This window comes from Entomoplasma freundtii, assembly GCF_002804205.1.
Taxonomy (GTDB): domain Bacteria; phylum Bacillota_I; class Bacilli_A; order Mycoplasmatales; family Mycoplasmataceae; genus Williamsoniiplasma; species Williamsoniiplasma freundtii.
The window spans coordinates 294,655-308,098 of the sequence record NZ_CP024962.1 but is presented as its reverse complement, the minus strand read 5'-3'; the positions used below and the strand labels follow the sequence as shown (position 1 = coordinate 308,098).

Sequence of the window (13,444 nt, the reverse complement as noted above, 5' to 3'; positions counted from 1 at the left end):
TCCTTTTAGTTGTAAAGATTAATTTTTTTAATTGGTACTACTTTATTAGATTAATTGTTTGAATTAGAGACTGAACCTCGATTTCCATATTTTTTAGTTTTTGGAAGTCAGTTTTAAAATGCTCTTCACATAAGTTAAAACCGAAACCGTTAGTTATTTCCTCAATCATTTGATTAATCTTGAGTAATTCAAGTGATGGATCGAATATATAAGGGCTTCCTGAATAAAGTTGTTTCTTAATGTCATATTTTTCTTGGATAATTTTTCTTAAATTTTCTAATTCCTCAATTTTGTTCATTTGGTTTTTTCTACACTCTTTGCAATTAAACAAAATATTATTGATTTCTATTCCAATTTTTGTTTTCTTTTCTACAAGTTTTAGAGCTAAATCTGTTTTTACTTTATTCGGATCATATACATTAGTAATACTTTCTGGCGAATTTATTCTTGACCCTTTGGTTGCTTTTTGTCTAGTTTTATCGCCCCTATTGTCTATTTCTATAGAATTCTCACTAGCTAATTTCTTTCTATCTAACATTTTGTACCTCTTCTTTATTTTAATAGTCATTTCACTATTGACATATATATGTATGTTGAAAAATTTGAATGTAATAACAAAGATACAAAAAAATTATCGTTTCTCAAATTGTTGAATTTTTTTCTTTGTTAAACAAACATTTTTACAAAATTTATTATGCCAAACATATAAAAATAGACTTTAACATCTATTGTAATTATTAAGAATTTATAAAGTTCCTCGATAATTAAAAATATAACTAAAGTAGTTTTTCATTAGTTTGTCAATTTTTAAAACTTAGTATTCTGCAAATTTGCTTGAAACTTTACAAATGTATTTAATGATTTCTTTTTTTGGCTGTCGTTTGTACGCCTGATTTTAATAAGACCTTTTTCAATAGTTAGTGATTTTGCTTTTAAAGCCGTGATGAATTAAAAAAACACTTCTTAATTTTGAAATTAGTTTGCTTTGTTAATCTTGCTAATTTCTAAAACAATATAAAAAATTGGTTTTAAAATAAATTAGCATATCTTTCGTCTATTTCATTAAATCCTAAATAAATAAATTTTTTTAGTGACTACATTGACAGTTATATAATGGTAATTAATTCATACGGTAAGTGAAATTACACTTCTTTTTTAATTTATTTTCCTATGCCATTTCAATAAAACAGAATGTTTAAAAAGTAAAATTTTAGGTAAATTAAAAACATAATTTTAGACTTTGAATCTTATAATCAACTATGAGAAGGAAATTTGATTGTTATTCTCATAATTTGGAAAGGAGGTGAAAAAGATGAAATTTGAAAGAAGAAATCTATCACAATATGATATAAATTCAGCATGAAAAAAATCTGGCGGTTTAATTTTTGACTCTAAACCTTACGGCATCGCTTATTGTCCTAAACAATGATGCAAAATGACTTCCGCTGTGATGGATGCTGCGAGTTATGGAAACCATTCTGATGCGAGTTGAGTAGTAGACCATATAGTTCCTCTAGCTCAAGGCGGCGCTAATGATTATTACAACTATCAAGCAATGCATAATTATTGTAATAGTTGTAAAGGTGATGCAAGATAACAATGTAATTAAAAAGACAAAAGAATTTTTATAAATATGGTTTTGCAAATATACAATATTGTTTTATAAAACCAATAAAACTTCGCGCTCAAATTCAAAGTGCGAAGTTTATTTATTTAACTAAATAAATAAACGATAGAGAATTTTCCTATTAAGGCGTTATTCTTTCATAATTGCGATAATCAATATAATGCATTAACGATGTTTTCAATTGAAGTAATTCTTTTTTTAATTGCAAAATAAATGGCTAATATATTTCATTATTGGTAGAGTTTTCGAACAGCGCGAACATAATGTTTTTAACGGCATAAGATCTCATAGAAGTGAAGTTGATTATAATAATTACCATAATTTATCATTAACTTTTTTATTAATAGTTCGATAATTTTTAGTGCTTTCTAAATATCTTTTAGAATTTTATTATCGTTAGTTATGGACAATCTAGGACCAATAATGAAACATTTTTCCGTTGCTTTAGGAATATTTAAATAAACAAAATTATTTACTTTATATTATAACAACTCTTTTTACTACCTTTTATCTCATACTTATTAAGTAAAAGGCGTGTAATACTTATAAAAAAACGTTTTTCTCACAATAAATTTACTTTGTTTTTTCACAAAATTATTGTTTTACTTAAATTTATAACTAGGTATTGGTTATATATAATTTTCAAGTTAACTACAATTTTTTATTTGATGACAACTCTTTATGCAATTTTTATGGAGCATCGTTTTATTTTTTGCTATGATTGTGCGCCTTTCTAAACTATTTATCTATTTTTGGCATCTAAATTCTAAATTTTTCGGTATGCTCATCACATTATATTTTATGCTTTTTAAATTTGACAAAATAAAAATTCTCTTTGTATACATTAGGAATACTAATAAAAATTATTAGTATTCTATACTTAGAGAATTATATTTCTTCGTTAACGAAAGATTTTCTGAATTATTTTGCTAATTTATTTGAAACTTTACGCATGTATTTAATGATCTCTTTTTTGGTCATTGTTTTTACATCCGCTTTTAATAAAGCTTTTTCAGTAGTTGGTAATTTAGCTTTTAAGGTCATGGCGTGTTTTTCTAATTCATCACGACTTTCACTAATTTTGTCTGATCCATCTAAAGTTGAACGTTCTTCCAAACTTAAGTCTGCTTTAGCAACTTTTGGTGCTTCGGCTTCATCAGTAGTTTTTTTAGTACGTTTTGGTTTTAGTTCTTGCGCATATTTAGTTTCGATTGTTGCCAAGTAATCTTCTTGGTTTTCGTTGTCCACTACTTCAGTCACTTCAACCATTTCAACTGCTTTAACTGTTTCGATTACTTTAGTTGGTTCAACCGCTACTTCACTAGTCACTACTTTAGTATTAGTAGTTACTTTTGCTGTTGGGACTTTAATTGGCATTAAGTCCGGGTGGGTTACTGGTTGGTTTAAAGTAGTTTGCACTAAATTAACCATTTTTTCAAAGTCTTGTGGGTTGTTAATTGCTAATTCTGATAGCATTTTACGGTTGACGTCAACGTTAGCGACTTTTAAACCGTGCATGAAACGTGAATATGATAGTCCATAAGGGCGAACTGCGGCGTTGATACGTGCGATTCATAGTTTACGGAAATCACGTTTTTTCTCTTTACGTCCGACAAAGGCATAGGCCATTGAGCGAACTACTTGTTCATGCGCCTTTTTATATGATGATTTTTTTAAACCATAATATCCTTTTGCACGTTTAATTCAACGTTTACGACGTGAACGCGTTACTTTTCCAAATTTTACTCTTGCCATTGGTTTTCTCTCCTAATCCTTTATCAATTAATTTTGTAATAGTCCTTTTAGACGTTTTTCATCACTTTTTGAAACCACAGTGCTTTTTTCTAGTTGACGTTTTTGTTTAGTGGTTTTTCCTAAAGCTAAATGTGAGCGGTAAGCATGACCACGTTTTAGTTTCCCTGACCCAGTTTTTTTCACGCGTTTTGCTAACGCGCGTTTTGTTTTCATTTTTGGCATCTTCTTCTCTCCTCTGTTTTCACTAGTAACTAGTTTTAATTAGTTTTTCTTAGGCACGACATACATGTCTAGAAAACGTGTGTTTAGTTTCGCTTCTTTTTCAATTTTGGCAATATCCTCAATTTTCTTATAGAAACGTTCCAAAGTCGCTTTCCCTAAATCAAGGTAGGTAATTTCACGACCACGGAATTTTAAAGAAATCTTGACACGATTACCTTCTTCTAAGAATTCTCGTGCTTTACGAGCTTTGGTATCTAAGTCATGTTCACCAATGTTAACTGTTAAACGAATTTCTTTATTTTCAGTTTTGACTTGGTTTTTCTTAGCTTCTTTTTGTTTCTTTTGTTGCTCGTATTTATACTTTCCATAATCTACAATTTTTGCAATTGCAGTACCATCAGGTTGCGTTCCGACCTGCATTAAATCTAAGCCAGCTCGTTCAGCCAAACCAATCGCTTCACCCTTAGATAAAACGCCACGTTTGTTTCCAAATTGGTCGATTACCAAGATTTGACGAGCGCGAATATACCCATTAATCGGATCTTGATGATGATTTCGGGCAAAGCGTTGATTTCTTGATTGGTTGTTTTGATCCATCTATAAACCTTCTCCTTGTTTTTGAAATTATTTTGTTTTTTATTATCCTTGAGAATTTTTAGAAAACAAAATAAAAAGTGTGCCGTCAAACAAAAGAAAGCACACCTTTAGTCTATTCATTAAATTCTAAATAAATAAATTGGTTTAGTGACCGCTTTGAAGTCAGATGAAGTCAAATGATTCGGACGGTGAGCTTGTGCTTCTTTTTTTAACTTTATTATTTTATCTGAATTAATCGAGAAATCAAGCAATTTGCTTAATAAATAAAATGGATAATTTTATGAAAAAAAGAAATTACTTTTCCTAACTACCAGTCTTAAAATAAACCCTAACCATAAATTAGGATTTCTTTTTATCCTTCTGAAAGGAGGTGAGATTTGGTATGGTTACTCAGGAAAAAGAAATTACTTTTCTAGAAAAAGGCATTGCTTGAGTTAATTCAAGTGGCCAGTTAGAGGATGGCGAACCGACAGGGATAGCTTTTTGCCCTGATGGCTTATGTCAATTTAGAGATAAGCGTCTATATTCTCGAAACTATGGAGCTCAAAGCGATTATAGTTGGGTTGTTGGTTATGTTACAGCACCCCACAATAGCCCCAATAATGTTGATAAAAGTCATGAACATTCTGAACATTATCAAGCAATGCATAGTTATTGTGATAGAGTCAAAGGTTACAATTAGAAATTATTAATCACTCAATACTACAAGGCCCCTTCGTCACTGCAAGATAATGGGGTCTTGTTTTTTATAAACCTCGCTCCAAACCAAAACTAAATTTGGAAAAGTAACCAAGAAAAATAGAAAACCTGCTCTGCTATAAAAAGCCAGGTTTTCTATTTTTGAAGTTTAACTTTATTAAAAGCTAAATGTCAATTGATTACTAATAATAAGGGGAAGACTAAGGTTTTAGGGTTTTAAAATTTATCTATAAAGTTCTAAAAGAAGGTACTTTGAGCTTTAGTTTTAGTTTCTTGTGATGCTGTAAACGGAATACGAGTGGTAAAACCATTTTTGGCAGCCACAATTTTGTATGTTGGTCAAACTTGGATATCTTGGTTTCAACGACTTACAAAATCATTGTAATTACTACGTGAAGCTGAGATTTCTCTTTGCGTATAATCGTTTTGTTTCATGGCTGCTAAAACAGTATCTTGCGATTTTAATTCAGGATAGTTTTCAAAAGCCACATTTAACTTTGTATTCACTAAGTCAACTTCAGTCGCTAGCTCATTACGTTTTTGATCATTCAATTTAGTGCCTGAACGCAAAGCAGCCAAAGAAGTGAAAATATCTTTATCAATATTGATTGATTGTTTTAAAAGGCCAGCGATATTTTCTAAAATTTGTACCCGTTGGTCTAAATAATTATCATATTGTGAAGCGGCTGCCTGAATTTTTTGTTCTAAGCGGTCTAAATAGTTTTTGGCTTTGATTTTTTTAATTCAAAAAATAAAACCTGGAAGAATAAAAAGCCATAAAACAATTTGAAAAATTTTTGAGCCCTTGCCTACTTCAATTTTAAGTTGTTTGTTAATTACATTAATATTTTTGCCAGTTTCCGAAACTGGTCCGGTCATTTCGTCAAGTCGATTTGCCATTATTTTTCTCCTTTTATTAAATTATCTTAAGTTTAAACCTTAGTTTAACGCATTTCAAAAAGTTTGGTGTTCATCAAATGTACCAGTTTCATGCTTAAAACTAATTATATTATCAAATAAATGAATATCTTTTCTTTCTAAGTTCTGCTTTTCAAGATAAGCATTTAACGCTGCATTATCAGGGTTTTGGAGACGTTTTTGCATTGCTAAATCCTCGACGTTTTTAACTAATACTGCCGATTCTTGAGCAACGGGAATATACTCCGTCCATCAGACCGGCACATTATGCCAATAACCATCGCCACCTAAAACCGGAATATAAGTCACGCGTTCAATGGTTTGGTAACCAAAGGCCTTAACCATTAGTTGTTCTAAGCCATTGGCAGCATTATTGGTCACAATTTTAAAAATGTTATTGGTTCGTGATAATGGGTGAATTAACTCATTACCAAAATTAGCTACAATAGCCTCTTTTTGCCAAGAAGCTAAATATTCTGGTGTCGCTAACGTCGGATATTCTATAGTACGCGGTTCTTGCAAAAGTGGAGTTGCCAAAAGGGGTGTAATTGCTAAATAAAAATTTTCAAAGAAAGTCATATTGCTACTAATAAAATTTTGACGAGCGGCTGCTAAATCAAAATTTTGGTATTTTTGAGGATTAAAATCTCATGACACATTGGTCAAATAGGTACCCATTAAGCAAGATAATTCTTGATTTTTTCACCAATAAAATTCATCGGCATGCGGATAATCCGGATTCTTAAGAAAATCTTCTAACTGCTTTTGAGCAAGATCAGAAAAGAGGAATCGGAATTGAATTTCATCATTCCGATTTAACGCATTAAATAAAACTTCAAATTCACTATTATTCATTAAATTAAAATCGTTACCGTCTTTAATCGCCTTTCGGGCTTTATTATCAAGTTTTTTCATAGCCTTTGTAATATCTCGCTCATTACTATGGACCAAATTGGATGGTTCACGTTGAAAATTTAGTTTCGGAGCTACTTCATGACTAAAAAAGAGTTCTTTAGTAGTTTTATAAAAAGGACAAGGTTGTTCGACAGAAGCTGTTAAAACTTGAGTTTGGATTCGGGTTTGAGTTTTTCCTTCATGGTCAGTATAAGTTTCGGTTCAAGAAATAGTGATAGACCCAAAATAGGCTTGCATTCCTAAATTATGGTGTAACTTCTCCACGAAAATAAAGGGGTTTGTAGCAATCTCCCCACTCTTAAGATCAATAACAGTTTCATCAAAATCAGTATTCCGTAAACCATGGTTTAAAAAATGTTGAAATTTATCTAGTTTTAAATAAGGATCAAATTTGACAATCGGCAAGGTTTGCTCTAATAAACGTGTCGTTAATTGTCAATCATAACTTTGGTTCAAGCCCAATAATTGTGACCAACAATTAGTTTCTAAATCATTCATTTTGCTTTCAAAAGTTGTTGATTGTGAGTGAAGATTTTGGATTTTCGGCTTGATTTTTTTAACTATGCAATAAACTGACAGTCCAAGGCCAATTAATCCCACTCCAGCCATGAGTCCAACCCAAAGAAAAACTTGCGCATTAGTCCGTAGTAAAAACCACCCCACTAATGGAGCAATTCCAAAGATAATTGCTAAAAAAATCAAAGCCAAGCGACCTTTTTCCAAATTGGCTTTCTTTTTATTAGTTAATGTCAAACTCTTTTTATTATGATAAAAATCTTCAACAGTTTTTTTGTTCAAATTTTCGTCAATTTGGTTTTGTTGTACTAAATTGTCAAAAAAATTAGTTAAATTGTCATTATGAATTTGCTTTAAGTTATTTTGATACTCTGCTAATGGATTGTAAATTATCTGCGTCGCCATTGTTCTCCCAACTCAATAATGTTAAGTAAAATATAAAATTATATTTCATTTTATTTTCACCACGAGGAGTCATTGCTTCCTTGGAAACGCCTTAGTTTTAAAAGACCTTAATAATCGAGTTTTCCAAGGGTAAAAGCACTGAAATCATAGCCAATATTTTCTTAACTTTTAATATAATAATTCAGAAATAATTAACTGTTAGCAAAATAATAAAAACCAGATAGTTTTTATGGGAAAAATAAATATTCTACAAATCCTTGAAAGGCTGGAAAAAGAGTTTAAAGAAAATACTTTTAAAAATTTAACAATAAAAAATATCAGGAAACTCTGATATTTTTTATTGTACGTATTAATATTTTCAATTATTCTTTATAAGCAATTGCTTCAATTTCAATTTTGCCACCGAGTGGTAAAGCGGCTACTTGAAAGGCGCTTCGCGCTGGTTTGTGGTCCCCAAAATATTCAGTATAGATTTTATTACATTCCACAAAATCTTTGATATCGGCTAATAAAACCAAAGTTTTAACAACATCATTTTTTGTATAACCAGCTTCAATTAAAATATTATCGATATTTTCAAGAGCATTTCAAGCTTGGTCTGTTACCTTTTCGGGCATTTTCATTGTTTCAGGGTTAAGACCCAATTGTCCTGACGTATAGAGGAAACCATTTTCGAGTTGGATTGCTTGACTATAAGGCCCCACGGCCTTAGGCGCTTTATCAGTTTCAATTATTTTCATTTTTGTTTTTCTCCTTTTGCAATCGTGCTAAAAAACTACAACCTAATTATCTTTTAATTTTGTGAAAACGGTCTTGAAAAGATAAAGATATTTAAAGTGTCAAAAAGTTGTTAGCCTTGAGCAACACACCAAAACTTAAAACAGAAAGTAAATAACTTGAGTTGCTTATATTTATAACTAGCCTCGATTTAATTTTTACATTTATCCTAATCTTAATTAATCATTAAGCTTAATTATTACTTTTACCAAAGAACCACTTATGTTTTAACTTAGTTATTTGCTTTTACTAATTTTTAAGCCCATTTTTGTCTTCTTATAATTTTGTTGAAAAATAAGTCAAACTGCGCTTTGACAAACCCGTAAAATATGACTAGCGCGACCTTTCAAAGTTACACTAAAATTTGGTCAAGCCTCTTAACTATCGTTATTTTTGGCCTTGTCTGATCCTTGCGTACCTATTTCATTAAAAAATTAGACCAGCGTTATTCGAGTGAAAGCTAAAGAAATTTAGGTTTTTTCAATCTCCTTTATTAGGTCTTGAAAACAACAAAATTGCAAATCTAACACCCCCAATGGCTTTTTTTGGAAAAAAAGGTCGATTCCCAGAGTTTCACTTTTAAGTGGGTAAAATTAAAATAAGGTGAAACCCCGAGAAAGGAAGGCAATATGAAGTGAGACACGCTATCAACTAAAAAAACGCTTGCGGAAGATCTGATGATGGAAAAAGATTTTTTGACCGCAAAAGATGCTAAAGAAATTGTTGATATCATTTTCGATTCAATCGCTAATGATTTAATCGAAAAACATGTAGTGGAAATTCATGGTTTTGGTAAATTCAAAACCGAACATGTAAAAAAACGCGTCGGGGTTAATCCAGCAACTGGTGAAAAAATTATTATTTCTGCACGAACAAAACCAAAGTTTATAGCTTCAAAAACCTTAAAAGATGCCATCGATCCAAACAATTGGTCAAAGGTCGAAACAAAAGTTTCAAAGAAACATAAAAAAGCCCTTTCCTATGTGAACCGTATGACAAAGAAATATGCTCATCAACTTTCAAAACAAGTTCCTAAAGAAATCATGTCAGTCACTTTTGTGGAATTAGAAATGCCAGAGAGAGCAAATGTCGATGGTTCGTTAGAAATTAAGGAAGCCCGCAGCGACTTAATTAAACATGCTAACGAAACTCGCGATTTATTTTTTCATGGACGTCCAGAACTTGAAGAAGTAATTCTCGCTGACTTAACCAAACGTGAACTACTTGAGTTTATGCGCGAGGCGGTCAAAGCAAACCCAAAAGACGCAAGACTGTAGAGGAAGCGGAAGTGACAAATATATCACAATCATCGTCTACAGTCTGACTTTAATTCTTAAATCCCAGTCCGCTTCTGGGATTTTTTATCCTTTACTTTTTAAAAAAATATTCAGTTATTGAATATTTTTGGTTTACAATCACCGCATAAAGACTTTTAAGTTTTTAACTTTTCACCACAATTTGTTGAAAAGACTAATAATGCGAGGTAAAAGATGATTCTAGACCAACTTTTTGAAATGACACAATCTTCTGAAGAAAATCTAAACCACCGTTTAGCCAGAGTCATAATTGATGAACTATTAATAAATCGCCAGTTTAAATTAACGGTAACCACTTTAAGTCAAAAAGCCAATTGTAGCCAACCCTCAGTATCAAGGTTTGCTAAAAGTTTAACTGGCCAATCTTATAAGCATTTTGTGAACTTAATTAATGAAGAGGCTCCTAGTTACTTTTTGATATGAAATCGGGAAAAAGAAACCATTGACGATGGCAAAAATAAAATTATCCAGGCTGTTGTGGAAACATTAGACTACTTTAAAAGTGAAGAAATCGAAGCGATTTCGCGATTAATTATCCGATCAAATAAAATTAATGTTGTTGGTATTGGGGGTAATCGCACGATTAAGACCGAGGTGGAACACAAACTTTCGCAAGTCGGTAGACATGTGATGTTATCGAGTGATTGACACCAACAATTAATTAATCTTAACTATATGACCAGCAATGATTTGGTAATTATTATTAGTTATTCGGGTGATAAACGCGAATCAAATCAAATCGCTAATGAAGCCAATAAACGCAAAATTCCACTAATTTTGTTTAGTGGAGACTTTAATTCTGAACTTATTAATAAAGCTCAACACTATGTTTGTATAAAATCTGGAGACCCTAAATATCGTTCTTTTTCCTTTGCTGCCAAGCCTGCGGTAATGGCTGCTTGGGAAATTATTTTCAAATATCTCCTCACTTTAGACATCCAAAGCGAAGAAATCGTTGAAGCATGAAGTTGAAAAAGCGCTAAATAGGCGCTTTTTCATTTGGAAAATATTCCGAAATTTCTTTCAAAATTAAATATACATTCCGTGAATATTTTTATAAAATTTTGTTTGGAGGATTATAAAAGTGAACAATCAAGTTTTCAATAAAGATTACATTTACTTAGATGTTGATTTAAAAGATCAAAAAGATGCTTTTGAATTTATTGCTGAAAAAGCTTATTCGTTAAATCTTGTCGCAAGTAAAGAATCTTTAATTAAAGGTTTTGAAGCCCGTGAAAACGAAGGTTCAACTGGCTTTGAGGATGGTTTTGCCATTCCTCACTCACGTATTAAGGAAGTTAAGCAAGCTGCTGTTTTTGTTGTACGTTTAAAAAAAGCAATTGATTGAAATTCAATGGACGGGAAACCAACCCAAATTTTAATTGCTTTACTAGTGCCAGAAGGACCCAACGGGGATCAACACCTAAGTATTTTAAGTGATGTGGCCGTTAAGTTAATGGATGAAGAATTCAAAACCACATTAAACAAAACCGAAAGTGTTGAGGAAGTGTTGCAAGCCTTAAACAAAGAAAAAAACGCAACTACAAATGAGGTTTCAGAACAAGCAAATACTAGCAAGTCGTTAAATATTCTTGCCATTACTGCTTGTGCTGTTGGAATTGCCCATACTTTTATGGCCGAAGATAAACTCTTGAAGGTCGGTAAAGAAATGGGCCACAATATTCGCGTGGAAACTCATGGTTCAAAAGGAGTCGGTACTCCTTTTACCGATGCAGAAATCGCTTCAGCCGATGTAGTTATTTTTGCAACCGATGTTAATGTCGATAAAGATCGTTTTGGGGGAAAGAAATTCTACCAAACCGGAGTTGCAAAAGCGATTAAAAACCCTACCGAAATTATTAATAACGCCATTGAACAAGGAACAATTTTAGATCTTGGGACAAATGGATTTGATAATTCAAAAGGTAAAAAAGCAAGTAGTGGACCAAAAACTGGTTTACTACAACATATTTTGGCAGGGATTTCATACATGATTCCAGTCATTGTTTTGGGGGGAATCTGTTTAGCCTTCAGTTTAGGACTAGCCAAAGCTATTTGGGGTCCAGAAGCTGGAACCAAAGGACCAATTGTCGGGATTGATGCTAATGGTAACGATATTTATAAATCGCCATGAGGTCCATTAGCAGTTCTAGAATTAATTGGAGCTTCAGCCTTTACCTTGATGATTCCTATCTTGGCAGGGTTTATTGCTAACTCGATTGCTGGTCGTGCCGCAATTGCTCCAGCAATGGTTGGTGCCTTTATTGGTAACGATGCTGGAAAATTCATGCCTTTACCTGGGATGAGTGCTGTCCAAACACCAACAGGGTTTGTAGGAGCACTAATTGCCGGAATTTTGGTCGGTTATTTTGTTAAATGAGTAAACACTTGAAAAGTGCCAAGATCACTAGCACCAGCAATGCCAATTTTCTTCATTCCTTTGATGGCTGGAATTGGGATTTCACTATTATTCATTTACGCAATTGGTGGTCCAATTGGCTTTGTCATGGACAAAATCTCACACGCTATCAATAGAGCCTACCAAGGAAATGTCGGAATCTGAGTTGGATTAGGTTTGGGTGCTGTCTTAGGAGCAATGGCTGGTTTTGATATGGGTGGTCCAATCAACAAGATTGCCTTTGTCACTTGTGCCGCTTTAGTTACTGATCATATTTACCAACCAATGGGAGCAATGGCTGCTGCCATTCCTGTCGCTCCAATGGCTATGGGATTGTCAACTTTATTATTTAAAAAATTCTTTACTGAAGAAGAACGTAACCTAGGGGTAGCTGCTCTAATTATGGGAACAATCGGAATTAGTGAAGGCGCAATTCCATTCGCCATTCGTGACCCACGTCGTGCTATTATCGCAAACGTGTCAGGATCATTAGTAGCCGGTGGAATTGCTGGAGCATTTGGAGTAACCGATGCTGCTGCTCATGGAGGACCAATTGTCGCTATTCTTGGAGCCGTTCCTTACGGATTAATGACTCTTTGATACTTCTTGGCTGTTATTTGTGGAGTTGCTGTTACTACATCAGTTTACGGACTATGAATGAACTTAGATGCCCGCAGAGGTAAAGGGGTTGGTTTTGAATTAATTGCTGAAAATGAAGCAAAAGCCAAAGCTTTACCAAACAAAAAAGCAAAATTATTCAAAAATAAAAAACAAGCAACAAACGCTCAAGCATAGTAAGCGAAAGCGAAACTATAAACTAAAAGGAGAAAAAAGATGAAGAAAGTACTTAGTCTTTTAGGTAGTTTAGGTTTGGTCGCCACTACAGCTAGTGTTGTTGTGAGTTGCCAAACTAAAATAAAAACCAGTGAATTGGAAAAATATGCTAAATTGATGGAAGAAGTAAAACCTACAATGAAAATTTTGGGTAAAGATCTTCCTTTAAAACCACTCGATTTCAAGAAATATGTTATTCAAGAAATTCAAAAATTTTGTCAAGATAACAAATTAGATTCAGAAGTTTATATTCCTTTTGCTGATTTAAAAACTTTGTCTATTAACGACCAAGAAATTATCAAAAATGGAAAACTTATAGTTGATGAAGATAAAGAATTATCTAAAGATTTATTTAAACCTAGTGAAGGTGAAAAAAGTGTGCCAATCACTGTTTTAATTCAAAATGTCACATTTACCTTTAATTTAGCAATCTTTGAATAAAAAATAATAAGGACACAGAAAGGT

At 32.4% G+C, this 13,444-nt stretch carries 12 protein-coding genes and 1 pseudogene; 6 read left to right on the top strand and 7 right to left on the bottom strand.

Annotated features, from left to right (window positions below; all coding sequences use genetic code 4):
* Positions 1-37: 37 nt before the first annotated feature.
* Positions 38-538: a hypothetical protein gene (locus EFREU_RS01365; protein ID WP_100609240.1), complete on the bottom strand. Its 501-nt coding sequence runs from the start codon at positions 536-538 to the stop codon at positions 38-40.
* A gap of 774 nt (positions 539-1,312) precedes the next feature.
* Between EFREU_RS01365 and EFREU_RS03750 the strand changes: the two genes are divergently transcribed.
* On the top strand, positions 1,313-1,597 hold the full coding sequence (locus EFREU_RS03750; protein ID WP_198507965.1) for an HNH endonuclease: 285 nt from the start codon (positions 1,313-1,315) through the stop codon (positions 1,595-1,597).
* A gap of 1,431 nt (positions 1,598-3,028) precedes the next feature.
* On the opposite strand, the pseudogene rplT reads toward EFREU_RS03750, so the two are convergent.
* The 3 genes and pseudogenes from rplT to infC all read right to left on the bottom strand — a co-directional run.
* A pseudogene (gene rplT, locus EFREU_RS03800) lies at positions 3,029-3,382 on the bottom strand (50S ribosomal protein L20); the annotation flags it as partial.
* Between the two features lie 27 nt (positions 3,383-3,409).
* Entirely contained in the window at positions 3,410-3,604 is a 195-nt protein-coding gene (gene rpmI, locus EFREU_RS01350) for a 50S ribosomal protein L35 (protein ID WP_100609239.1), read from the bottom strand.
* Positions 3,605-3,643: 39 nt separating this feature from the next.
* Positions 3,644-4,201, bottom strand: a complete 558-nt coding sequence (gene infC / locus EFREU_RS01345; RefSeq protein ID WP_100609238.1) for a translation initiation factor IF-3 — start codon at positions 4,199-4,201, stop codon at positions 3,644-3,646.
* 382 nt (positions 4,202-4,583) lie between these two features.
* On the opposite strand from infC, the gene EFREU_RS01340 reads away from it, so the two are divergent.
* Positions 4,584-4,883 (top strand): hypothetical protein, encoded by a 300-nt coding sequence (locus EFREU_RS01340; protein ID WP_100609237.1) that lies wholly within the window; start codon positions 4,584-4,586, stop codon positions 4,881-4,883.
* A gap of 254 nt (positions 4,884-5,137) precedes the next feature.
* Here the strand turns inward: EFREU_RS01340 and EFREU_RS01335 are convergent, their stop codons facing one another.
* From EFREU_RS01335 to EFREU_RS01325, 3 genes are all read right to left on the bottom strand, one after another.
* Complete coding sequence (locus EFREU_RS01335; protein ID WP_100609236.1) at positions 5,138-5,800, bottom strand: LemA family protein; 663 nt, start codon at positions 5,798-5,800, stop codon at positions 5,138-5,140.
* A 39-nt stretch (positions 5,801-5,839) separates the two neighbouring features.
* Positions 5,840-7,654 carry an MAG1210 family protein gene (locus EFREU_RS01330; RefSeq protein WP_100609235.1) on the bottom strand — a complete coding sequence of 605 codons (1,815 nt, stop codon included), beginning with the start codon at positions 7,652-7,654 and terminating at the stop codon, positions 5,840-5,842.
* 362 nt (positions 7,655-8,016) lie between these two features.
* Positions 8,017-8,394 (bottom strand): RidA family protein, encoded by a 378-nt coding sequence (locus EFREU_RS01325; protein WP_100609234.1) that lies wholly within the window; start codon positions 8,392-8,394, stop codon positions 8,017-8,019.
* Positions 8,395-9,060: 666 nt separating this feature from the next.
* Here EFREU_RS01325 and EFREU_RS01320 point away from each other — a divergent pair.
* From EFREU_RS01320 to EFREU_RS01305, 4 genes are all read left to right on the top strand, one after another.
* Complete coding sequence (locus tag EFREU_RS01320; protein WP_100609233.1) at positions 9,061-9,708, top strand: HU family DNA-binding protein; 648 nt, start codon at positions 9,061-9,063, stop codon at positions 9,706-9,708.
* 213 nt (positions 9,709-9,921) lie between these two features.
* On the top strand, positions 9,922-10,734 hold the full coding sequence (locus tag EFREU_RS01315) for a MurR/RpiR family transcriptional regulator (protein ID WP_100609232.1): 813 nt from the start codon (positions 9,922-9,924) through the stop codon (positions 10,732-10,734).
* A gap of 97 nt (positions 10,735-10,831) precedes the next feature.
* The gene (locus tag EFREU_RS01310; RefSeq protein ID WP_100609231.1) at positions 10,832-12,940 is read left to right on the top strand and encodes a PTS fructose transporter subunit IIABC; all 2,109 of its coding nucleotides are present in this window, start codon (positions 10,832-10,834) and stop codon (positions 12,938-12,940) included.
* A 39-nt stretch (positions 12,941-12,979) separates the two neighbouring features.
* Positions 12,980-13,420, top strand: a complete 441-nt coding sequence (locus tag EFREU_RS01305; RefSeq protein ID WP_100609230.1) for a lipoprotein — start codon at positions 12,980-12,982, stop codon at positions 13,418-13,420.
* Positions 13,421-13,444: the final 24 nt, after the last annotated feature.